The sequence below is a fragment of the Moorena producens 3L genome, assembly GCF_000211815.1.
GTDB lineage: Bacteria > Cyanobacteriota > Cyanobacteriia > Cyanobacteriales > Coleofasciculaceae > Moorena > Moorena producens.
On the sequence record NZ_GL890970.1, the window covers coordinates 340,627 to 363,837 of the forward strand.

At 43.7% G+C, this 23,211-nt stretch carries 21 protein-coding genes; 7 read left to right on the forward strand and 14 right to left on the reverse strand.

Annotated elements, in window-relative coordinates; all coding sequences use genetic code 11:
• Positions 1-139: 139 nt before the first annotated feature.
• On the reverse strand, positions 140-1,357 hold the full coding sequence (locus tag LYNGBM3L_RS30125) for a hypothetical protein (RefSeq protein WP_008190330.1): 1,218 nt from the start codon (positions 1,355-1,357) through the stop codon (positions 140-142).
• A 450-nt stretch (positions 1,358-1,807) separates the two neighbouring features.
• Entirely contained in the window at positions 1,808-1,936 is a 129-nt protein-coding gene (locus tag LYNGBM3L_RS49120; protein WP_267872113.1) for a hypothetical protein, read from the reverse strand.
• A 63-nt stretch (positions 1,937-1,999) separates the two neighbouring features.
• Between LYNGBM3L_RS49120 and LYNGBM3L_RS30130 the strand changes: the two genes are divergently transcribed.
• Together LYNGBM3L_RS30130 and moeB are read left to right on the forward strand one after the other, a co-directional pair.
• Entirely contained in the window at positions 2,000-2,482 is a 483-nt protein-coding gene (locus LYNGBM3L_RS30130; protein ID WP_008190332.1) for a M67 family metallopeptidase, read from the forward strand.
• 34 nt (positions 2,483-2,516) lie between these two features.
• A complete protein-coding gene (moeB, locus tag LYNGBM3L_RS30135) occupies positions 2,517-3,689 on the forward strand; it encodes a molybdopterin-synthase adenylyltransferase MoeB (protein WP_008190334.1) in 1,173 nt (390 codons plus the stop codon).
• A gap of 429 nt (positions 3,690-4,118) precedes the next feature.
• On the opposite strand, the gene LYNGBM3L_RS30140 is transcribed toward moeB, so the two are convergent.
• The 5 genes from LYNGBM3L_RS30140 to LYNGBM3L_RS30160 form a co-directional block, all read right to left on the reverse strand.
• The gene (locus LYNGBM3L_RS30140) at positions 4,119-4,718 is read right to left on the reverse strand and encodes a DJ-1/PfpI family protein (protein WP_008190336.1); all 600 of its coding nucleotides are present in this window, start codon (positions 4,716-4,718) and stop codon (positions 4,119-4,121) included.
• A 286-nt stretch (positions 4,719-5,004) separates the two neighbouring features.
• Entirely contained in the window at positions 5,005-5,853 is an 849-nt protein-coding gene (locus tag LYNGBM3L_RS30145; RefSeq protein ID WP_008190337.1) for an Rpn family recombination-promoting nuclease/putative transposase, read from the reverse strand.
• 209 nt (positions 5,854-6,062) lie between these two features.
• Positions 6,063-6,914, reverse strand: coding sequence for an Rpn family recombination-promoting nuclease/putative transposase (locus tag LYNGBM3L_RS30150; protein WP_008190338.1), 852 nt, complete (start codon positions 6,912-6,914; stop codon positions 6,063-6,065).
• A 259-nt stretch (positions 6,915-7,173) separates the two neighbouring features.
• Complete coding sequence (locus tag LYNGBM3L_RS30155) at positions 7,174-8,013, reverse strand: Rpn family recombination-promoting nuclease/putative transposase (protein ID WP_008190340.1); 840 nt, start codon at positions 8,011-8,013, stop codon at positions 7,174-7,176.
• A 114-nt stretch (positions 8,014-8,127) separates the two neighbouring features.
• A complete protein-coding gene (locus tag LYNGBM3L_RS30160; RefSeq protein WP_008190342.1) occupies positions 8,128-9,054 on the reverse strand; it encodes an Rpn family recombination-promoting nuclease/putative transposase in 927 nt (308 codons plus the stop codon).
• A gap of 227 nt (positions 9,055-9,281) precedes the next feature.
• Here LYNGBM3L_RS30160 and LYNGBM3L_RS30165 point away from each other — a divergent pair, with 227 nt between their 5' ends.
• A complete protein-coding gene (locus LYNGBM3L_RS30165) occupies positions 9,282-10,784 on the forward strand; it encodes a RecQ family ATP-dependent DNA helicase (protein ID WP_008190344.1) in 1,503 nt (500 codons plus the stop codon).
• Here the strand turns inward: LYNGBM3L_RS30165 and LYNGBM3L_RS42165 are convergent.
• From LYNGBM3L_RS42165 to miaA, 4 genes are all read right to left on the reverse strand, one after another.
• Entirely contained in the window at positions 10,736-10,948 is a 213-nt protein-coding gene (locus LYNGBM3L_RS42165) for a hypothetical protein (RefSeq protein ID WP_131826905.1), read from the reverse strand. The genes LYNGBM3L_RS30165 and LYNGBM3L_RS42165 overlap by 49 nt on opposite strands.
• Positions 10,949-10,976: 28 nt before the next feature.
• Positions 10,977-11,174 carry a hypothetical protein gene (locus LYNGBM3L_RS30170; RefSeq protein ID WP_202799278.1) on the reverse strand — a complete coding sequence of 66 codons (198 nt, stop codon included), beginning with the start codon at positions 11,172-11,174 and terminating at the stop codon, positions 10,977-10,979.
• Between the two features lie 997 nt (positions 11,175-12,171).
• Positions 12,172-13,017 (reverse strand): phytanoyl-CoA dioxygenase family protein, encoded by an 846-nt coding sequence (locus LYNGBM3L_RS30175; protein WP_008190346.1) that lies wholly within the window; start codon positions 13,015-13,017, stop codon positions 12,172-12,174.
• 261 nt (positions 13,018-13,278) lie between these two features.
• Entirely contained in the window at positions 13,279-14,256 is a 978-nt protein-coding gene (miaA, locus tag LYNGBM3L_RS30180; protein ID WP_008190349.1) for a tRNA (adenosine(37)-N6)-dimethylallyltransferase MiaA, read from the reverse strand.
• Between the two features lie 198 nt (positions 14,257-14,454).
• Here miaA and gyrB point away from each other — a divergent pair, with 198 nt between their 5' ends.
• The 3 genes from gyrB (at position 14,455) to LYNGBM3L_RS30195 (ending at position 18,494) form a co-directional block, all read left to right on the forward strand.
• A complete protein-coding gene (gene gyrB, locus LYNGBM3L_RS30185) occupies positions 14,455-17,058 on the forward strand; it encodes a DNA topoisomerase (ATP-hydrolyzing) subunit B (protein WP_008190351.1) in 2,604 nt (867 codons plus the stop codon).
• Positions 17,059-17,195: 137 nt separating this feature from the next.
• Positions 17,196-18,002, forward strand: coding sequence for a type I restriction endonuclease (locus LYNGBM3L_RS30190; RefSeq protein WP_229414762.1), 807 nt, complete (start codon positions 17,196-17,198; stop codon positions 18,000-18,002).
• A 168-nt stretch (positions 18,003-18,170) separates the two neighbouring features.
• Positions 18,171-18,494 carry a XisI protein gene (locus LYNGBM3L_RS30195; protein WP_008190355.1) on the forward strand — a complete coding sequence of 108 codons (324 nt, stop codon included), beginning with the start codon at positions 18,171-18,173 and terminating at the stop codon, positions 18,492-18,494.
• A 23-nt stretch (positions 18,495-18,517) separates the two neighbouring features.
• On the opposite strand, the gene LYNGBM3L_RS30200 is transcribed toward LYNGBM3L_RS30195, so the two are convergent.
• Positions 18,518-18,853 (reverse strand): XisI protein, encoded by a 336-nt coding sequence (locus LYNGBM3L_RS30200; protein WP_008190356.1) that lies wholly within the window; start codon positions 18,851-18,853, stop codon positions 18,518-18,520.
• Positions 18,841-19,257 (reverse strand): XisH family protein, encoded by a 417-nt coding sequence (locus LYNGBM3L_RS30205; RefSeq protein ID WP_008190359.1) that lies wholly within the window; start codon positions 19,255-19,257, stop codon positions 18,841-18,843. Before LYNGBM3L_RS30205 ends, LYNGBM3L_RS30200 begins: the two co-directional genes overlap by 13 nt.
• A 176-nt stretch (positions 19,258-19,433) precedes the next feature.
• Here LYNGBM3L_RS30205 and LYNGBM3L_RS42175 point away from each other — a divergent pair, with 176 nt between their 5' ends.
• On the forward strand, positions 19,434-19,790 hold the full coding sequence (locus LYNGBM3L_RS42175; protein ID WP_131826903.1) for a hypothetical protein: 357 nt from the start codon (positions 19,434-19,436) through the stop codon (positions 19,788-19,790).
• Here the strand turns inward: LYNGBM3L_RS42175 and LYNGBM3L_RS30210 are convergent.
• Entirely contained in the window at positions 19,734-23,162 is a 3,429-nt protein-coding gene (locus tag LYNGBM3L_RS30210; protein ID WP_008190361.1) for an eIF2A-related protein, read from the reverse strand. The two genes, LYNGBM3L_RS42175 and LYNGBM3L_RS30210, sit on opposite strands and share 57 nt — an antisense overlap.
• Positions 23,163-23,211: the final 49 nt, after the last annotated feature.

Consider the following 23,211-nt stretch of genomic DNA (forward strand, 5'->3'; position numbering starts at 1 on the left):
TGTCTTGATTCAGTCGCTACTTGAGGTGCTTTTGAATATAACAGGTAACTATCTGTTTAATGTGACTTCCGTCTGCATACTTGATAACTGACCACTGACCGCTGACCACTGACCGCTGACCGCTGACCGCTGACGTTTACTAACTTGACTGCTCTGAGAGATTTACTAGACTTAATTCTTGCAGTGATTTTTCCAGAGCAGCAGTTTCCCAATAGAGCTTAATTGCTCCATGGAAGTTAGGATTTACTGTAATATCGTCTATAGTATAGACGTTAACAAATCCGAATTGAATTGCTTTTATAACAGCCTTTCTGGGAATCAATTCAACATATTTTTTCAAGTAACCAGCACTTATATTCAGCGATACATCAATGCGATGATAATTACCCACATTCACAAACCCAAACATCTTAATATCAATTTCAGATTGTTCATGGAAAACGGCTTGTTGTAGGGTTAAAGCACCAGCTTCAATCAGTTCTTCCATTTGGCCGGCGTCTGCCAAGTTTTGCCTAAATAATCCCAGCAGCTTCCCTAAAGTAGCCTCATCTTGATCCTTAAGTACGACTTCTAAGTCTATTCCCAGCTTCTCTTCATTTACAGAGTTTTTGATCAATGCGATCGCACCTTCTCTGAATCCCTGATCTTGTGTTGGAGGATTCTGTCTCAACCCCTGATCTTGTGGTGGTGGATTCTGGTTGAACAGTAAGCTGGGTTGCTCACCACTTTGTTGACTGCTATCAGATCTATCAATTAAGCCAAACTTAAGTAATAGTTTGTCAATACCTAAAATTTGCTTTTGGGCAGCTTGCCATAGCATTGTTCTGAGGTTAGTCCTAAATTCCCCGATCGGATTTAATAACCACCAAGCTTTACGAGACAGAGACTTTTTGGAAAGATGATTCCCCTTATTCCATTGATTTTTCAGCTCCTGATCGCTAAGGTAACGGGACTGAAACGGTAAGGACGAGTCGGGAATAGAGATTAGTAGTTTTCCGCCCTCATAGGTTAAGCCAGGGGTAAAAATTTTATCTATTTTAATTTCAATCTCATGGAGTTGGAAGATACTGGTGGGTTGACCGAGGATGCTGATTTGAAAATATTGAAGAAATTCTCCTACTGCCTCCATTTGTTGTAAGGCCAACTTTTTTACTGACTTAAAGGGAATATTTTTACCGATTTTTACAGATATATTGTAAACCTGATCCAATGGTATAATGTTGCTAATCGAAATTTTACGACGTTGCAAGCAGTCTATTACTTCCCGGTCATGGTGTTTAAAAATATTGGCAGCATTCTCCTGAAAAAAAAATCGATACTCTTCGTTGTTTGCTGTTATAGTGCGGTTAGGAGTCATATCAAACCCTGGTCCTTAATGACTTGTTAATTGAAAATTTACGATTGAGACTTGTGACTTGAGACTTGTTAATTTAAATTTGACCAACACTGAAGACTAATACGTATTACACCCGACAATATCTTACCTATTACAAGTGATATTATAGTTGATAATTTGATAATTGATAATTTTTGGTTAACGGTTGACAGTTGACGGTAATATACACGTAAGCTATCAGCTATCAGCGTGTCGCGTATCAGCTATCAGCTATCAGCGAACAGCGATTAGCGCTACGTAAGCATTCAGCCGTCAGCTATCAGCGAACAGCGATTAGCGCTACGCCCATGCTACCTGAACAGCTAAAGGTCTGTGGCCACGCTACACCGAACAGTTTATGCCCATAGCTTAGGCTACTAATGGTGCTTTTGAATAAAATAACCTGACGGCTGACGGCTGATAGCTGAATGCTTACGCACTACAGATGGTGCTACTTGAGTGGCCATTGGCCTGTGGCCACGCTACACCGAACAGCTTTTGAATAAAATAAGCTGACGGCTGACGGCTGACGGCTGTTGGCTTAGCCTGCGCGTAGCGCATATGCTTACATATACACTCAACTGTGAACAAAAAAGAGTTGCATCAAGACATGGTGATGGTTAAATGGGTATGGGCTTAAGACTGGACAGTGAGCATCAACTGGCAATTCAAAATCACGCAGAGAGCACCTATCCTGAAGAGTGCTGCGGTTTACTATTGGGTAAGCACCGGGGTGATGTGAAAACGCTGGTTGAGGTATTACCCACACCGAACAACTGGGATGCTGAAGCAGCTGATGCCTATCCTACGGTTGAGGGCAAACATCAGGGAGATTATAGCAGACAGCGCCGATTCAGCATTGCTCCTGAGGTGCTAATGCGGGCACAAAAAGACGCACGCGATCGCAATCTCGATATAATCGGGATCTATCACTCTCATCCGGATCACCCAGCGGTACCTTCAGAATTTGATCGTGCGATCGCTTGGCAGCAATACTCGTATATTATTGTTGCTGTTGAGGAAGGTAAAGCGTGTGACTTCAGAAGTTGGAGCCTGGATGAACACCACCAGTTCCAGCCAGAAGAAACTATCATTATCAAAGGTTAAGTCCTGAGTCTTACCGCTTCAAACCCAACATGCCATGTTAAATCCCAATCTAGATGAAATCCAATTAAGTAAAGACGAATACGAACGTTACTCCCGACACCTGATTTTGCCCGAAGTTGGCTTAGAAGGACAAAAACGTCTCAAAGCTGCCAGTGTCCTATGTATAGGTAGTGGTGGATTAGGTTCACCCCTATTGCTCTATCTTGCTGCTGCTGGAATTGGAAACCTAGGTCTAGTAGATTTCGATGTTGTAGATAGTTCTAATCTCCAACGTCAGGTAATTCACGGGACGTCGTGGGTAGGTAAACCCAAAATTCAGTCGGCCAAAGAGCGGATTCTAGAAATCAACCCTCACTGTCAGGTAGACCTCTACGAAACCCTGCTGAATTCCGAGAATGCCTTGGAAATCATGGCACCCTATGACATTATCGTCGATGGTACAGATAACTTTCCCACCCGTTACCTAGTCAATGATGCCTGTGTACTTCTGAATAAGCCAAACGTCTATGGCTCTATTTTCCGGTTTGAGGGACAGGCGACAGTGTTTAATTACGAAGGTGGTCCCAACTACCGCGACTTGTTCCCTGAGCCCCCACCACCAGGAATGGTACCTTCCTGTGCCGAAGGAGGAGTTTTGGGCATTCTGCCAGGAATTATTGGTGTGATCCAAGCAACGGAAACGGTCAAAATTATTTTAGGCAAGGGGGATACCCTCAGTGGACGTTTGTTGCTGTACAACTCTTTAAATATGACCTTCCGGGAATTGAAACTGCGACCGAATCCAGAACGACCGGTGATTGAGAAGTTGATTGACTATCAACAATTCTGTGGCATTCCCCAAGCTCAAGAAGAGGAAGCCAAACGCCAGATGGATATCAAAGAGATGAATGTCCAGGAGCTCAAGGAACTCATGGAAAGTGGTGCGGATGATTTTGTTTTGATTGATGTCCGCAATCCCCATGAGTATGATATTGCTAAGATTTCTGGCTCAGTGCTAGTGCCATTACCGGATATTGAACAAGGTTCTGGTGTAGCAAAAGTCAAGGAACTGGTTAATGGTCATCGCTTGATTGCCCATTGCAAAAAGGGAGGTCGCTCAGCGAAAGCCTTGGGAATTTTGAAAGAGGCTGGTATTGAAGGGATTAATGTTAAAGGGGGTATTACCGCCTGGAGTCAGGAAATTGATTCATCAGTACCGCAATATTAAATCAAGTATGAAGGATGAAACGGATCTATAGCTTTTCTTGCAGGCGTTGCTGATTATGGGTATGGTTTCGCCCCCCTAACCCCCCAATTCTGGGGGGAAAAAAACTCTAAAAGTCCCCCAAACTTGGGGGATTTAGGGGGCTTCAACAAAACCAGATGATCGCGCATTCATTCCTTAATTCAGCAACGCCTTCTTGCATTTATGAGGTACGCTTCTCAACTTAAAAGTCCCACTTTTTAAGGGAAACGGGGGATCGCTTTGTACCTCATAGCTATAAGACTTGCTATATTGGTTTATTCCTGATGCTTGATTTGATAGTTAAAAGTGATAGTTAAAAGTCATTAATCGTAGGGTGGGCAGTGCCTACCAACGCGCTTTGCAAGCTTCATTATCTGTCTGGTGCACTGCCCACCCTACATGAACTTTCGACTAAACCACAACTGGGTCTAAATGCTCGATGCGAGTACCTAAAACTTTGAGGAATTCTGCTAGCCACTGGGGATGAGCAGGCCAAGCAGGAGCTGTTACTAAATTACCGTCTACTATTGCTTGATCTACTGGGATGTCAGCATAGGTTCCACCAGCACGGGTAACATCGGGACCACAGGCTGGATAAGCGGAACATTTTTTACCCTGGATTACATCTGCTGCTGCCAACAATTGAGCACCATGACAAATTGCTGCGATTGGTTTGTTGGCTTGGGCAAAGTGCTGCACGATTTTGATCACATCTTGATTGAGGCGGATGTATTCTGGTGCTCGCCCCCCTGGAATCACTAGGGCATCATAATCTTCAGGATTGATCCCATCAAAAGTGGCATTGAGAGTGAAGTTGTGACCAGGCTTCTCCGTGTAAGTCTGGTCTCCTTCAAAGTCATGAACCGCTGTGCGAACAATGTCCCCAGCTTTTTTGTCAGGACAGACAGCATCAACGGTATGTCCTACCATCTGCAACCCTTGGAACGGAACCATCACTTCGTAGTCTTCTACAAAGTCACCTACGAGCATTAAGATTTGCTTTCCGGCCATGTTATTACTCCTGTGGTTTGAATCGGAATAGCTCTTGACCAATCTTAATGTATCAAGGTTCTGACGTTGTTCGCGTAGCGTGGCCTTTTGGCCAAGGTTGTCTGTCAGAATGTAGAATGTAGAATGCAGAATGTAGAATGTAGAATGCAGAATGCAGAATGCAGAATGCAGAATGTAGAATTCTTAATTCTTAATTCTTAATTCTTAATTCTTAATTCTTAATTCTTAATTCTTAATTCTTAATTCTTAATTCTTAATTCTACATTCTTAATTCAAAAATTGGGATTTAGTGCTCCAACCAAACCGCTAAATCTGTTACTGTCTCAAAATCCAACAACGCTTCACTCAATTCCTCCAATCGAGTAATCGATAATCCCTCAATCTGCTGTTGGAGCACAGGGTCAAGTAAACCTAACCTCAGGGTTAGCTGACGCATCACAATTAATACCGCTTCCTCCTGCTTTCCGCGCTGGAGTCCCTGCTGGAGTCCCTTTTGGACTCCCTTTTGGATAATATCTTGATAGGTGACTGATTCTTCCATAACTTCCTCCCTTAACAATCGACGAACTAATTCTTGATCAAACCGCAAACCAGCCAGTACATCCACACAAGCTGCTAGGTTTCCCCGTAATGGTTTTTCTTCAATTTTATCCACATAGGCAACCACTTGCTCTAACAATTGATTAGGGTTATTGCTCCTGGCTAAAGTAGCCAAGGGTAACAGAGCTCGATTGGCTAACAGTGGTAATGGGTCTTGCTCCCACAGACGAATGATTCGATAACGGTGCCAGGTGTTAGTATCCCTAAACTCGTTATTGAATACCATCTGTGATGTCGTAGACTTGAGAAAAATTACCACCTGCTCAATGGGACATCGGTACTTTCGTTGTAATCTGACCCAATAGTCCAACATTCGAAATGGTAGTGGTGGCTCGGATTGAGGTAGGGTTTGAAATTCTAGGTGCAGAATTTGGTTTGTACTTTGGAGTAGACTCAGAGCATCAGCTTGAATGGGTTCAGCACTTAATTCGGTTTTAATTACCTGAATATCGCGAGGTTCTTCACCCAATAGCCAATGAAAAAATTCCGATGGGTATTCTTCTGCTAGGTATTTACAGATATTATCGTAGGCCAAGGCAAATTGTTCACAAATGTTTGACTATTTCAGACAGTGTAGTGAATCCCATCTAAAAAATTGATCGCACCTGGATCTTGTTTATGGAGTCAAGCTATGATACCCCAGCACTAATGATTTAGATAAGATCTAAAAAAGACCTGATTAGATCAGGTCTTTTCAAAATCATCTTCCCACCAAAAATCCTGGTGAACACTAACAGTTCAATATCAGCCGTGCTCCAACCAAACCGCTAAATCTGTTACTGTCTTAAAATCCAACAACGCTTCACTCAATTCCTCTAATCGAGTAATCGATAATCCCTCAATCTGCTGTTGGAGTACAGGGTCAAGTAAACCTAACCTCAGGGTTAGCAAACGCATCACAATTAATACCGCTTCCTCCTGCTTTCCGCGCTGGAGTCCCTGCTGGAGTCCCTTTTGGACTCCCTTTTGGATAATATCTTGATAGGTGACTGATTCTTCCATAACTTCCTCCCTTAACAATCGACGAACTAATTCTTGATCAAACCGCAAACCAGCCAGTACATCCACACAAGCTGCTAGGTTTCCCCGTAATGGTTTTTCTTCAATGTTATCCACTTGAGCAACGACTTGCTCTAACAATCCTAGGGGCTGATTACTCCTGGCTAAAGTGGCCAAGGGTAACAAAGCCCGATTGGCTAACAGCGGTAATGGGTCTTGCTCCCACAAGCGAATTACTCTATAACTATGCCAGGTGTTAGTATCCCTAAACTCATTAGTAAATACCAGATCTGAGGTCGTAGACTTTAGAAAAATCACCACCTGGTCAATCCGACATCGGTATTTCCGTTGTAGTCTGACCCAGTAGTCCAACATCCGAAATGGTAGTGGTGGCTCAGATTGGGGTAGGGTTTGAAATTCTAGGTGCAGAATTTGGTTAGTACTTTGGAGTACACTCAGAGCATCAGCTTGAATGGGTTCAGCACTTAATTCGGTTTTAATTACCTGAATATCGCGAGGTTCTTCACCCAATACCCACTGAAAAAACTCTGATGGGTATTCTTCTGCTAAGTATTTACAGATATTATCGTAAGCCAAGGCAAATTGTTCAAATTTAATACTATCTCAGACAGCGATGCAGCGCGGTCTTGGGGGTTTCCCCCATGAGCGACTGCATCAAGACAGTGTAGTGAATCCCAGTTAAAAAATTGATCGCACCTGGATCTTGTTTATGGAGTCAAGCTATGATACCCCAGCACTAATGATTTAGATAAGATCTAAAAAAGACCTGATTAGATCAGGTCTTATCAAAATCATCTTCCCACCAAAAATCCTGGTGAACACTAACAGTTCAATGTCAGCCGTGCTCCAACCAAACCGCTAAATCCGTTGCTGTCTCAAAATTCAACAACGCTTCACTCAATTCCTCCAATTGAGTAATGGATAATCCCTCAATCTGCTGTTGGAGCACAGGGTCAATTAAACCTAACTTCAGGGTTAGTAAACGCATCACAATTAATACCGCTTCCTCCTGCTTTCCGCGCTGGAGTCCCTTTTCGACTCCCTTTTGGATAATATCTTGATAGGTGACTGATTCTTCCATAACTTCCTCCCTTAACAATCGACGAACTAAATCTTGATCAAACCGTAAACCAGCCAACACATCCACACAGGCCGCTAGGTTTCCCCGTAATGGTTTTTCTTCAATTCTATCCACTTGAGCAACCACTTGCTCTAACAATCCTAGGGGCTGATTACTCCTGGCTAAAGTGGCCAAGGGTAACAAAGCCCGATTGGCTAACAGTGGTTGAGGGTCTTGTTCCCACAGACGAATTACTCGATAACGGTGCCAGGTGTTAGTATCCCTAAACTCGTTCGTGAATACCAGATCTGAGGTTGTAGACTTGAGAAAAATCACTACCTGGTCAATCGGACATCGGTATTTCCGTTGTAGTCTGACCCAATAGTCTAACATCCGAAATGGTAGTGGTGGGTCGGATTGGGGTAGGGTTTGAAATTCTAGGTGCAGAATTTGGTTAGTACTTTGGAGTACACTCAGAGCATCAGCTTGAATGGGTTCAGCACTTAATTCGGTTTTAAGTACCTGAATATCGCGAGGTTCTTCACCCAATAGCCAATGAAAAAACTCCGATGGGTATTCTTCTGCTAAGTATTTACAGATATTATCGTAGGCCAAGGCAACTTTTTCACAAATGTTTGACTATCTCAGATAGTGTAGTGAATCCGAGCAAAAAAATTGATCGCACCTGGATCTTGTTTATGGAGTCAAGCTATGATATAGCCCTTGATTTTAGTTAGAGTTATCTTGGAGCCAGTTGAGTAAGTCTTCACTGGTTTTAAAATCCCAGATGGCTTCTGATAAACCCTCTAGCTCTTGATTCGTCAAAGCTTCGATTAATGCGATATCATTACTGGTTAGTTTGCCAAAACGGCGCTCAAGCTGTCGCAATATTACCCTTCTTTCCCCTTCTTCTCGTCCCTGTATTATTCCCTGTTCTATTCCTTCCCGTTGAGCTAGACTCAATGCACCTCGCGTGTCCTCCAACACCATCTCCTGCTTGCGGAGTTTTTCCAATTCTGACACACTCAACCCCGCTTGATTGGCTATAGTTAACGCTTTTTCTAGCTGTGGTATTTCCCTGAGATTATCAGGAATAATTTCTAAGCTGGGCGCTTCTTTGATAAAATATATCCACTTATCTATCACACTTTCTAACTCTTCCAGTTGTTTATTAAATTTGGGAAGTTCTACAAACACCAGCTTTAATTCATTTTCCTGATAAGCGAAGTGCTCTTCTTTTTCTTGAAAGTAAAAACAGCTAATTACTTTCTCGGTTGATGGGAATAACTTAAAATCCGTGATGGTTAACGCAATGACTGGATTGAGATCGAAATATCCTTGTCCCGATTTTAGTTGATTACCATAGGTTTTGCACAAGTTATAGACCACTCGCTTCTCGAAAGCCTCTACATTCCAGATTTGCATTTCAATCAGCACAGTTGTTTGATCCTCTAATACTGCCTTAATGTCTAGATAAGTGTCTTTTAACTCCACTACATCCCCGGCACTGTAGGGGTCAAGGATTTCTAAATCCTGGATTACCGACTCCCCAGAGTAGATCATGGCATTAAGGAAGGAAATCAGAATATCCTTACTTTGATCTGAGCCAAAGATTTTCTTGAAAGCAAAGTCAGTTTTGGGACTAATGAATCTCATGGTTTTACCAGTTTACGAGGTAGAGTGGTTAATCAATGTCTTTCCTAGGGAATCTCACGGACATCGTTTCATTCATCATCCTAGCAAAATCCGTTGATATTCTAGTGTATAACCGGTGAGCATTTATCTAAGCTTAAAGCGATGCAGTTGGCCAAAGGGGGTTTCCCCCACTCGCTATTGCATCAAGACAAGGAATCAACGGAAGGAATCAACGGGAGTGAAGCAGGATGGTTGTTAAAAATAGTAGTAAAAATACTAGCAATAATACTAATACTAATCAATCCAGTAATAATCAATGGGATGATGTTCGTGCAGCGTTGAAACAATTCTGGGGTTACGAGGATTTTCGACCCCCCCAAGGTGAAATTATTCGGATGATTTTAGAACAACGGGATGCTTTAATTATTTTGCCTACTGGTGGTGGTAAGTCGATTTGTTTTCAACTACCAGCGTTACTACAAACTGGATTAACATTAGTGATTTCTCCACTGGTAGCATTGATGGAAAATCAGGTGCAGGAATTGCGCGATCGCAAATTACCTGCTGCTCTGTTACATAGTGAATTACCTCGCTACCAACGGCAACAAACCCTTCAAGCTCTAGAAAAGCAGCAACTGCGATTGCTCTACTTATCCCCAGAAACCCTACTCAGTGCAGCAGTGTGGAAACGGTTGTGTCAGCCACAGCTTCAGATTAATGGATTGATTTTAGATGAAGCCCATTGTTTGGTTCAATGGGGTGATACCTTTAGACCTGCTTATCGCCGTTTGGGAGCAGTAAGACCAGCACTTCTCAAGTGTAAGCCCAAGGGAACAAAAATTGCGATCGCATCCTTTACTGCTACCGCTGACCCCAAGGCTCAACAAACCATCCGCAAAGTCTTGCAACTGCAACAACCCCAAACATTTTTAATTAGCCCCTATCGAGACAATCTTAACCTCCAGGTGCAAACCGTCTGGACTCCCAAAGGACGTCGCCAACGAGTATTGAACTATATTAAAGCCAGACCTAAACAAGCTGGTTTAGTCTATGTGCGTTCCCGAAAAGATAGTGAAGTGTTAGCGCAATGGTTTACTTCCTTGGGATATTCCACCGCAGCTTACCACGCTGGCTTGGGTGCTCAGGAGCGTCGGAAAATTGAAGCCAGCTGGATTAGTGGTCAGACCCAATTTGTGGTGTGTACCTGTGCCTTTGGCATGGGGATTAATAAGCCAGATGTACGCTGGGTGGTGCATTTCCAAGCACCTTTACTCTTATCGGAATATATTCAGGAAGTAGGTCGTGGCGGCAGGGATGGTAAACCAGCGGATGCTTTGACCTTAGTCAGTGAACCAACGGGATGGTTCAATCCAGAGGATAAGCAACGACAAGAATTTTTTTCCCATCAAATGCGATCGCAATACCAACAGGCTCAACAGTTAGCAAAGCAATTACCAGCCCAGGGAGAAGTAGCCAAAGTAGCCAAAGAGTTTCCCAATGGTGCCATAGCCTTAGCACTCCTCGATAGTGCTGGTCAACTAGAATGGATTGATCCATTCCATTACCGGCAACACCGGTCTCAAAAATCTTCCTCCCTAGCACAGGTTAGTAATATCCAACAGCAAGCCCAGTCTCAGATGAATCAATACCTGAAAACTCGCCAGTGTCGTTGGCAATTTTTACTAAAGGCATTTGGTTTTACTCAGGAAGCAGTTGGCTTTAGATGCGATCGCTGTGATAATTGCTCATAGCATTTATCACAGGGAGTAGGGAGCGGTGCGACCCAAGGGCGATTTACTCGCCCTAGGAGGCGCGCACCGTAGGGAGTAGGGAGAGCTGCGACCGGTGGAATAGGCATCTTGCCTGTCCCTTGATCTCTTGGGTCGGGCAGGATGCCCACTCTACTCCTATTCATTCAAAGACTGACACAGCTTATTCAATTTTTATTGTTGAGATTCCTGTAATTCTTTTAAATAATTATTTAGTTTCAACAGACTATATATTCCTAATGCTGTACCAATTGGTAAACTCAACAGATTCACACATGCCGCAATCCAGTTAGCAGTATTTGGCTTGGCTCGCTGATAGAAGAATCCTGCCATTATATTAACAATTCCAAACCCAAGTAGAAATATATGCATGGCGATAGTGAAGAAAATTATCCAAGTATCACATGCATCTCCTCGGAAAGGTTCATTAATACATAATGAAGGACGCATCTGGATTATATATCTCGAAAAATCGAAATATATACGAAATACGAACAATCCAAAGAAGAAATAAATGCCGCCCCAAATATAGCGATGCAGCGCGGTCTTGGGGAGGCAGTGCGGTCTTGGGGAGGCAGCGCGGTCTTGGGGGTTTCCCCCATGAGCGACTGCCGTGGTTCCCCCCATGAGCAACTGCCGTGGTTTCCCCCATGAGCGACTGCATCAAGACAGTGAAAGATACTGAGCCACTTGAAACGTTTCATAGAGTGCTCTCCATTTCTGGTTTAACTCCCACTACTCAAATCTAGCTTGGTGATTGACTGACAAAACTCCTAAAACTATTGATTTTACTTAGGGAGCGGTGCAGCGGTAGAGAAACCCAACAAAACCGCCAGGATTGGGTTTCACTATGTTTCACCCAAGTAACCAAGCAAGATTTGTCAGTCAAGCAGGCGCTTCTTGAGATACCACTAGATTTTTCCACTAGATTTTTGGCACCTAGCTATGAAGGTTATTATTCTAGTCTACCTTAAACGTAATATCAAAGGTATGCGATCGCTCAGGCTAAGACTTATTTTTTACAATTTACAAGACGATCAAGGGATGACCGGACAGGGGATGTTAACTTAGCACGACCAAGTCTGGGCAGATCAGAAACACTAAAGAGGTGATGGTCAGATCATCTACAGAAGAGAGGTGGGTGCATCTCATATTTGAAAATTTTGCGTAGGGTGTGTTAGGGGAGCCTTCATTTTTCGCCTCGTAGTCAGGGTTTGGATAGCCCGCCCCGTAACGCACCACCGTGTCAAACAGCAAAAATGAGATGCACCCAGAGAGGTTGACCAGGTTGTGGTTCACTAGTGAAGTCCATGTAAGCACGAAACAGCTGGGTTAATCATGGCGCAACTCCACTCTAATGATCAAAACTTTAATTCAAAAAGAGACAATCTTGTTGTCGTTGGCTTAAACCGCTGGCAATGGCTTGCAAGTGTTTTTGAGAGTAGTTTATTCTCTCAAAGGTTGTGATCGGTCGTCTAGAGGTGTAGGCGAAAGTAATTGAGTATCGGTCTGATGCAGTAGGTGGTTTCAGACGGTGGAAAATGTTGCGTGTGTCAGTAAAAATTACTGTGCCGTAGGCTCCTGTGCAAGGGTTACTGGTAAATTTAGACGCAACCCTTGCCATGTATTTATCTGAGACTAAACCAGAATAGTAATAATTGTAGTTCAGGGCTTCAGCTAATGATGAGGTTAAATTTCTGGGAATATATTCAAAAGGGCCACCATCTAACCCCACATCATTCAAGTAGATAATGATTTTAACCATGCGATAGTCTTCTGGATCTACGTGCCATTGCCTGACATTTACTGGTTTACTATCGGCAATATTCCTTTGAAAGATTAGACCAGCTAATAACACTGGAAGACCAAGGTAATTTTCTACAATATCAAGCAATCGTTCGTTAAGTCCCCACTTCAAAATTTGTGGGTAATTAATTAGCTCGTTGCGATAGGTTATAGAAGACTCAATTTTCGGTATCGGCAATGCCCGTAATTTGCTTAAAATATCCTCCGCACTATCTCTCAGTTTATTAGAGGAAATTGCTAACTCTTCTAAAGAAGTAATAAACGTTCCTTCTCTCTTTAGAGAATTCAACAATGGTAAATCTACTGGTGCTAGGGTAGGTAGGGAATTAGAATGGTTTTCTAGTCTGATTAGATAGTTGCCATAGGATAACTTATGGAGTATCGGTATTCGGAAAAACTCTCTTTTCATTTTTGACGGTATACGTTTGGTCTTCATGGCAAAATAATTAGAGCTAAAAATCATGAAATTCCTAAGGTATTTATTTGAACACTCCTATTATTACTAGCATGCCAGCCTCAAATGTATACGTTTATATACAATAGCTTTAATAAATAAATATTTTTAATTCATTTTTATTTATGTCAAATTTTATATAGCAATGGAAAATTATGCGTATTTAAATTGGAGATTATTCAGTTAAAAAAAAACGTCACCCCCTCAGCAAACAGTCTATAAAAAACCTTCTATCCGCTCCCAAACTTTCTCCAACAAATCAGGACAATCCGCATCAAACCATTCAATCTCAGGATAAGCCTTAAACCAAGTGCGTTGACGTTTAGCAAATTGGCGAGTGTGGACAACAGTTAAATCTCTGGCCTGATCAAGGGATAAGTTACCAGCAAGATAATCTTTAATTTCCCGATATCCCAACGTATCCAGTAACGGTAAATTCCAACCATACTTCTGAGCAATAGTTTCCACCTCAGCCACAAATCCTGCTGCTAACATTTGGTCAGTACGCTGAGCAATCCGCTGGGTAATAGTTTCAGAATCCTGACATTCCAAGCCAATCTGGAGAATTGGATAATTAGGAGGATTCTCTCCCTGCTGCTGTGATATCGGAATTCCAGTTACATAAAATACTTCCAATGCTCGCAATGTCCGCACTTGGTCATTGGGATGAATCTTCTGAGCAGCAACAGGGTCAATCTGTTGCAGGAAATTATAGAGCTGAGCTTGACCAAGAGCAGCTAGTTGCGATCGCAAATCTTCCTGAGGCGCAACCCGAGGAATTTTTAACCCCCGCACTACGGATTTGATATATAAACCAGTACCACCAACTAGGAAAAGAGGTTTATTGTTTAAGTCCGCCTGATCTACCCGGTCTTCCTGGTGTTCCCTATGTTTGCTAGCTATAATTTCCTGGGCTTGCTGTTGATAATCAGCTACAGTTAAGGTTTCGGTTGGATCACAGATGTCGATCAGATAATGGGGTACCTGCTGTTGTTGAGCGAGTGTCGGCTTAGCCGTTCCAATATCAAATTCTCGGTAAACCTGACGAGAATCAGCATTAAGAATTATCGAACTAACCCGCTGGGCTAATTCTATCCCTAGACTAGATTTACCTGTGGCTGTAGCACCGCAAATTACTATGACTGCTGAGTGCTCAGTGTTGAGTTTTGAGTTTTGAGCGGAGGGCTGTTTCATCTTGCATGGTGACATTCGGAACCCACTCGACCACTGACCCACTGGGTGATAACCTATATAGTCAATCCCCTATAGAAATAACCTATGAAAGTGGTCTGTGGTCGCCTGTAAGGCTTTTGTGTTACAATTTTCGGGTGTTTTATCATTTTTGATGAATCATAGCCTTTCCAAGCTTTTAAGGGAGAACCCCGAAAGATTATGACGAGTAGTTACAGTGCCGATCAGATTCAAGTTCTAGAAGGTCTCGAACCGGTGCGGAAACGCCCAGGGATGTACATCGGGACAACTGGACCTAGGGGTCTCCATCATCTAGTCTACGAAGTTGTAGACAATTCCATCGATGAAGCGCTTGCTGGGTATTGTACTCACATCGAAGTTGATATCAATAGCGATGGTTCCGTAACCGTTACCGATGACGGACGAGGGGTTCCTACAGACACCCACCCTACCACAGGGAAATCAGCACTGGAAACCGTAATGACCGTACTTCATGCCGGTGGTAAGTTTGGTGGTGGCGGCTATAAAGTCTCTGGAGGATTGCACGGTGTTGGTGTTTCTGTAGTCAATGCTCTGTCTGAGTGGGTAGATGTAACGGTGTGGCGGGAAAAAAAAGAACATACCCAGCGCTATGAGCGAGGTGTCCCGGTTACTGAACTGCTCGTCAAGCCCTATAAAAAGACCAAGACTGGTACCTCAGTAAACTTCAAGCCAGATACCGAAATCTTTACTGGCGGTATTGAGTTTGATTACACCACCTTATCCGGACGTCTCCGGGAACTGGCTTACCTGAATGCTAGTGTTAGAATTACCTTCTCAGACCATCGCCTGGAAGAACCCAGAGTAGAAACCTATCACTACGAGGGAGGTATCCAGGAATATGTCGCTTACATGAACCGAGAAAAGCACGCCCTACACGAGGAGATTATCTATATACAAGGGGAACGCAAAAATATCCAAGTGGAAGTGGCACTACAATGGTGCATTGATGCCTATAGTGATAATTTGCTGGGTTTTGCGAACAATATTCGCACGATTGATGGTGGTACCCACTTGGAGGGGCTCAAGACAGTCTTGACCCGAACCATGAATGCGATCGCACGCAAGCGGAATAAAATCAAAGAAAGTGAGTCTAACCTAGGTGGTGAGAATATCCGAGAAGGATTAACTGGGGTGATTTCTGTCAAAGTCCCAGAGCCAGAATTTGAAGGTCAAACCAAAACTAAACTGGGGAATACAGAAGTAAGGGGCATTGTAGATTCCCTAGTTGGGGAAGTCTTGACTGAATACCTGGATTTTCGTCCCCAAGTGGTCGATACTATCTTAGAAAAAGCCATTCAAGCCTATAAAGCCGCAGAAGCTGCTCGTCGTGCTCGTGAATTAGTGCGGCGGAAGTCAGTACTAGAGTCTTCTCCCTTACCCGGTAAGTTAGCTGATTGTAGTTCTCGGGACCCAGGGGAATCAGAGATATTTATCGTTGAGGGGGATAGTGCAGGGGGATGTTTTTCTGGAGAGACACAGGTTGCCCTAGCTGATGGACGCTCCTTGAGCTTCAAAGAACTCGTAGCTGAACAAGCTATGGGTAAAGAGCATTTTTGCTACACGATTACCAATAATGGCAGCATCGGAATAGAACGGATTATCAATCCCAGAATCACCAAAGCCAATGCTGAAGTGATCAAACTTACCTTAGATAACTCAGAAACCATTATTTGCACTCCCGATCACCGCTTCATGTTGCAAGATGGTACTTATAAGCCAGCAGTATCCCTGACCCCTGATGATTTCTTAATGCCTCTGTATCGCCCACTGGCAGAAATCAGGAAACAGGCAAAGGTCAAAACCCAAAACAAAGAAGCCTATTCTGCTGTTGGGGGTAATCAGACACAGGTTTGTGAAGCTGTTGCCAACTATAACAGCGTTGCTGAATTGAAGTATGAATTCCCGTACGTTGGGTTGTGGTCAAGCCCCCTAAATCCCCCAACTTTGGGGGACTTTCAGAGTTTTGTTCCCCCCAAAATTGGGGGGCTAGGGGGGCAAAATCATACCCAAAATCAGCAAAGCCACTATAACTACCAAGTTGTTTCCATTGAACCCCTAGAACAATTGGTAGATGTCTATGATATCGAAGTGCCTCATACCCATAACTTCGCTTTAGAGAGTGGGGTGTTTGTTCACAACAGTGCTAAACAAGGACGCGATCGCCAATTCCAAGCCATTCTCCCCCTCCGTGGAAAAATCCTCAACATTGAGAAAACTGATGATGCCAAAATTTACAAGAACACAGAAATCCAATCCCTAATTACAGCCCTAGGGCTAGGGATAAAAGGAGAAGAATTCGATTCTTCCAATTTACGCTACCACCGCATTGTAATAATGACTGATGCTGATGTGGATGGCGCTCACATCCGTACTTTATTACTAACCTTTTTCTACCGCTATCAACGAGCCCTTGTAGACCAAGGCTACATCTACATCGCTTGTCCGCCCTTATATAAACTAGAACGAGGTCGCAACCATAACTATTGTTATAGCGATCGCGAACTACAACAGCGGATTAGCCAATTTCCGGATAACGCTAACTATAACATCCAACGATTCAAAGGATTAGGTGAAATGATGCCACAGCAGTTGTGGGACACCACCATGAATCCAGAAACTCGCACCATGAAGCAAATCGAAATCGAAGATGCTGCTGAAGCAGACAGAATCTTTACTGTACTCATGGGAGACCGGGTTGCTCCTCGCCGCCAATTCATTGAAACCTATGGCGCTCGACTCAATCTAAACGATTTAGATATTTAATTACGTAGGGTGGGCAGTGATTCCTAATAAATTTCGAGCTGGTACTAGGGATTATTGGCACTGCCCACCATCAGAGTCAAATTAATCGTAGGGTGGGCAGTGATTCCTAATAAATTTCGAGCTGGTACTAGAAGTTATTGGCACTGCCCACCATCAGCGTTAAATTAATCGGAAGGTGGGCAGTAATCATACCTTATCCAAACTTTACCATCCGCATTATAATTACTGCCCACCCTACATCTGTTCCTCTTTTATCTTCCCTATTCCCTATTCCCTGCTCCCTACTCCCTGCTCCCTACTCCCTTATAGTAAATCAAGCCATGGTTACCGCAATTCCAGCTAACCAAATTACCCTCTACGATTTAAGAATAAAATTTGGCTTAGAGCGCACCGATGATGAGCAATTCTTTCGGGAGTGGCAAGATGATTTACCAGAACTAACAGAATTAGAAAAAAAAGAGCTAAACGAAATAAAGAAAGACTATCTCCACTTATCAGAGCGTCCAATGGTGGAAACCATTGTTAAAATGGTAGTACTTTCCCCATTATTGAAACTAGCTGGTTTTTATCGTCCTCCCTTTTATCTTACTGCAGAGAAAGTCGTAGAAATTACTTCCGAAGATCAAGAAACAATTATTACAGGACGACTTGACCTACTGATCTATACTCCTGAATTTTGGGTTTTAGTGATCGAAGCCAAACGAGCTGATTACTCTCTGGAAGTTGGCATCCCCCAAGCACTAAGTTATATGCTAGGGAATCTTGAATCAGAAAGACCGGCTTTTGGATTTATCACCAATGGGCCAGATTTTATTTTTCTAAAACTGAACAAAGACAATACACCAAAGTATGGTGATTCAGATTCATTTTCTCTTCGGAATAAGACAGGCTTGGAGCAGGTTCTTAAAATCCTAAAGCGCTTTAATCAATTACTTAGGCAATAATCAAGTCCAGTAGGGTGCGTTAGGGACGGGCTCGGACTCATTTTCCGCCTGGTAGTGTTAGGATAGCCCGTCCCGTAACGCACCGCCAGTGTTGGGAATTTTATTATAATAATCCAAATATGGCCAAAGATATTTTCCACAATACAGTTAAAACAGCTTTACAAAAAAATGGATAAATTAGATCAATATCGTCAGATTACCTGCGAATTTTTAGAAAGCTTTGCCAGTTATGATCTCAATGCTCAACTTATCTTTGATAGAGAAAGGGATCGTTATCTGGTTTTCCACAACGAATGGCGTAATGAGTACCGCATCTATGGCTGTGCCATGCATCTTGAGCTAATCGAAGGTCAAATCTGGATACAGCACAATAGTACTGAGATTTATATCGATCGTGAATTGATTGAACGGGGTGTTTCTCCCAAAGATATTGTACTGGGATTTCGCTCTCCCAGCGTCCGCAAACGTATTGCTGCTGCGATGGAAGACTAGTAAATGCGCAATCTAACCGGATTTTAACTAACAGCAAACTCAGTAAATTGGCGAATATCTGGAGGATGAAAAGCTAAAACAATATCACTTTTTGGAATACCTGCTGCCACTAAATCATTAGCAATGCCGTCTTCAGTATTGTCACATTGAATCCAAATTTTAGAATTACTAATTTCCACATGAATCAAACAACTATGAAGATGTTCTTGCTTATTCCATCCTTCAGAAATAATTAAATATTCGTCTGTTTCTCGGTCAAATGCTGCATGGTTACGGATGTTAAAATTAGAGTAATCAATGCTAACATAAGGGCTTAAGGTTTGACGAATAATTTGGCGATAGTTTTCTAATTTATCCATTTTGTAATGACCTCCTCTTCCGGGTCAAAAACAATAATTTTAAGCGTGTTATCTTCTAATAAAATTTGTCCTACTTCTTTGCTAAATAAGCGATTAAATATAGGTTCTCTAATAGCTAAATAAAGAAGACGTTCTGAAAGTTTACGTTTAAGAATTTTATCGTATAATATATATTGTCCTAAGGCGTTTTTTAGATCTTCTATTTCTGATGAGCCAACAAAGCTTTTAACTTCTACAGCAATTTTTTGTCCTTGTTTTTCAGCTACTAATAATTTTTCAGCCGCTAGGTCAATATAGATGTCTTTTTTACCTATTTTAAGACTTAAAGGGTCATTGGTAATTGTCCATCCATCTTTTATTAGTGCATTTTTTACTGCATCATGATAAATATCCTTGGCTGGCATTTTCAAAATTATTAAGTGTGGGTGCGCAAATAAAAGCCTATCTTAATTATAGTGGGAACGATCTGTAATTTCATGACAGCCGTAGGGTGCGCTCTGCAGACGCGATCGCACTCATTGTCCGCTTGGTAGTGTTGGGATAGCCCCACCCGTAACGCACCGCTAGTGTTGGAACAGCTGTGTTAAGTCACAGGCTGGAAGCCTGTTCTACAGTTGAGCCTCTGAATATCAACGTTGAGTATCTGAACCTCGACCGTGAGTATTTGAATACCGTCGGTGAGTATTTGAATATAAACGTTGAGTATTTGAATATAAACGTTGAGTATTTGAATACCGTTGTTGAGCCTCTGAGCCTCAACGTTGAGTATTTGAAGATAAACGTTGAACCTCTGAACCTCGACCGTGAACCTCTGAACCTCGACCGTGAGTATTTGAATACCGTTGTTGAACCTCTGAGCCTCCTGAACGAACCTCTGAACCTAATTCCCGATTCCCGATTCCCTGTTCCCTGTTCCCTCTTCCCAACATACCCATAACTTCTCCTTAGTTCCAGGATTCCTAACAAAGTAATCTTCCAGCAATTCACAGCCCCGACGCAGCAGCTCACCTAAACTTTCAACCTTCCAAATTCTGGCAGTTTTGTCATCTGAAGCAGTGGCCAGCCTCTGTCCATCCGGGCTGAAGGCTACACTTGATACCCAGTCTTGATGCCCGGTAAGCACGGCTAATGGATTGCCCTGGTTGTCCCAAATTCTGGCGGTGTTGTCGAATGAACCAGTGGCCAGCTTCTGTCCATCCGGGCTGAAGGCTGCACTTAATAGCCTTTTCTGATGCCCGGTGAGTAGGGCGATTTGATTGCCCTGGTTGTCCCAAATTCTGGCAGTGTTGTCAACTGAAGCCGTGGCCAGCCTCTGTCCATCCGGGCTGAAGGCTACACTATTTACCCTGGACTGATGCCCCTTGAGCACGGCGATTTGATTGCCCTGGTTGTCCCAAATTCTGGCAGTGCCGTCAACTGAAGCCGTGGCCAGCCTCTGTCCATCCGGGCTGAAGGCTACACTCGTTAACCAGTTCTGATGCCCGGTAAGCACAGCTAATTGATTGCCCTGGTTGTCCCAAATTGTGGCGGTGTTGTCATCTGAAGCCGTGGCCAGTGTCTTTCCATCCGGGCTGAAGGCTACACTATTTAACGAGTTCTGAGGCCCTGTGAGCACGGCGATTTGATTGCCCTGGTTGTCCCAAATTCTGGCGGTGTTGTCCCTTGAAGCAGTGGCCAGCCTCTGTCCATCGGGGCTGAAGGCTACACTCCATACCCTGGACTGATGCCCTGTGAGCACGGCGATTTGATTGCCCTGGTTGTCCCAAATTCTGGCAGTTTTGTCGGATGAAGCAGTGGCCAGCCTCTGTCCATCGGGGCTGAAGGCTACACTATTTACCTTGTCCTGATGGGCGGTGACCACAGTTAATTCATGTCCCTGTAAGTCCCAAATTATGACGGTTTTGTTGAATGAAGCAGTGGCCAGTGTCTTTCCATCCGGGCTGAAGGCTACACTATTTACCCAGAACTGATGCCCCTTGAGCACGGCGATTTGATTGCCCTGGTTGTCCCAAATTCTAGCAGTGTTGTCCCTTGAACCAGTGGCCAGCCTCTGTCCATCCAAGCTGAAGGCTATACTATTTACCCTGAACTGATGGCCGGTGAGCAGGGCGATTTGATTGCCCTGGTTGTCCCAAATTCTAGCAGTTTTGTCATCTGAACCAGTGGCCAGCCTCTGTCCATCCGGGCTGAAGGCTACACTCCATACCGAGTCCTGATGCCCGGTGAGCACGGCGATTTGATTGCCCTGGTTGTCCCAAATTCTGGCAGTTTTGTCATCTGAAACAGTGGCCAGCTTCTGTCCATCCGGGCTGAAGGCTACACTATTTACCCTGGACTGATGTCCGGTGAGCAGGGCGATTTGATTGCCCTGTAAGTCCCAAATTCTGGCAGTTTTGTCATCTGAAGCAGTGGCCAGCCTCTGTCCATCCGGGCTGAAGGCTACACTCCATACCACATCCTGATGCCCTCTGAGCACAGATATTTCATGGCCCTGGTTGTCCCAAATTCTGGCAGTTTTGTCCCGTGAAGCAGTGGCCAGCTTCTGTCCATCCGGGCTGAAGGCTATACTCCATACCGAGTCCTGATGCCCGGTGATCACGGCGATTTGATTGCCCTGGTTGTCCCAAATTCTGGCAGTTTTGTCATCTGAAGCAGTGGCCAGCCTCTGTCCATCCGGGCTGAAGGCTACACTCCATACCGAGTCCTGATGCCCGGTGAGCACAGCCCCTTTTCGGAATTTACTAATACTTTGCTGGAGAGCATATATAGGACTAGTAGCAGGATAGTGATCCAGGGGGCAACCATCTTTTACTATACTAAGTAGCTCTTGCCCAATCTCTACTGCTTCATACAAAAGCGTTTCCCCTATTGTACTGGGGCCGTAGTAAACATTATTATCCGGTAACTGTCGTAAAATACCGAGGGCTTTTCGTTCTAGTCGTATCAATAATTTGGCTTCTGCTAGCAACGCTTCCGCTTCCTGTTTGGCCTTGGCTAATATCTCACTAGCCTCTTTCTCAGCCGCCAAAGCCTTTTGGACTTCTCTCTTATCTACAACCTGACTAGCTCTTAAAAACTGGGAATCCAAATCACTTAAGGCTTTTCCCCTAGACCATTGTTCCGCCAGCTCTAATGCTTTCCCCCGCAACAAAAAAGACTCATCCTTACACCCAGAATTAACCCAAGCGGTAAACGCTTCAGAGTAGGGACGTAGTCTAGCCAATTCTGTCTTGACCCAATCGGAATTGAAAACCTCCCCATAAATCCGGTTGTTAACCTCCAAACAACCATGGCGCTCAACCACCAGCCCCGATAACCTTAATTCCGTCTGTTCCTCACTCCCATCAGCAGCTATACACCCGTGCTCCAACACTTGCTGATACAAACCCAATAGCATACCAGCCCGTTGCTCATTCCTGAGGATGCGATCGCGTATAGTCTTCAAATGCTCCTGTTCATCCTGGGCTTCCCAATTGTCAATGATCTTGCTACGCACGATCTGGTCTAGGGAAAGACTATTGCCCGATTCCCAGGTCTGGACTACCAAACGACACAACCGCTGAGTCAGAAACGGTTGTCCCCCCGTCCAGTTTACTATCTCACCTAATACCTGTTCAGGATTATCAACCTTACCTACCAAACCTGGAACCAAAGGCTGTTTGGCTTCCTGAAAAGTAAACCCAGTTAATTGAATATCCTGACCAATATTAAACGGAGTGCGCTGTTTATCCTGAATTAAATCTGCAGCAGTTGCCACCCCCAGCAAACAAAAGGTGAGACGATTGTAAGCTGGCTTTTCGGCTCGTTGATTGTAACAGGCTCTAATTAACGCAAAGAAATCATCTTTAAACCTAACTTTAATAATACTATCAATTTCATCCAGGAAAATAACAATCTTTCCCGGAATACTGCTTAACACGATCTGCTCAATAAACTTACTTAAGCACAACACCGGAGAGATTTGAGCACGCTCCTCTAACCAACTGTCTTCATCAAACGTTCCAAAAAGCTCGAAATCATCCACCAATAACATCATCAAACTTTCATACCACATCGACACCGTGATATCTTCTTTACCAATCACGGTCAGATCGATAGACGCGCAAGCAAATCCCTCTTCTTTCAAGCGTTTTATCGTTCTTACCCGCAAACTCGACTTACCCATCTGTCGGGAATTCAGCACATAACAAAACTCCCCAGCCATCAATGCCTGAAAAAGCTCCTGATCCGCTTGTCTGGTCACATAAGTAGGTTCATCCTGAGGTAAACTACCTCCTACTTTGTAGATTGTTGAGTGTTGATTGGTCATTACAGCGGTTTGGCATTCGGTGAGGTACAAATTTTTAGGTTTTAGGGAG